Origin of the sequence: Streptomyces sp. SID11385, from assembly GCF_010548245.1 — a bacterium.
In the GTDB taxonomy this organism is placed as follows: domain Bacteria; phylum Actinomycetota; class Actinomycetes; order Streptomycetales; family Streptomycetaceae; genus Streptomyces.
Map to the genome: position 1 here is coordinate 1 of NZ_JAAGLR010000028.1, position 254 is coordinate 254.

General features: G+C 78.7%; 1 protein-coding gene. It reads right to left on the reverse strand.

The window, feature by feature from the left end; all coding sequences use genetic code 11:
* On the reverse strand, positions 1-254 hold a 254-nt coding region (locus G3I42_RS00940), incomplete at both ends, for an MFS transporter (RefSeq protein ID WP_164281947.1).

Consider the following 254-nt stretch of genomic DNA (forward strand, 5'->3'; position numbering starts at 1 on the left):
CCGCGTACAGGACCTCCCCACAGCCGAGCAGGAACGTCACGACGGCGAGCAGCCCCACCGACGACTGCCCCGCCGCGACCGCCCAGGCGAGGAGCCCCGCGAGCAGCGCGCGGCCCGCGTCGACCCCGACGAGCACGGGACGGCGGGGCAGCCGGTCCGCGAGCAGCCCGGCGAGGGGGCTGAGCAGCCAGGACGCGTGCCCGGCGACCGCGACGAGGGCGATGAGCCGGGGATCGCCGGTCACGCGCGAGGCG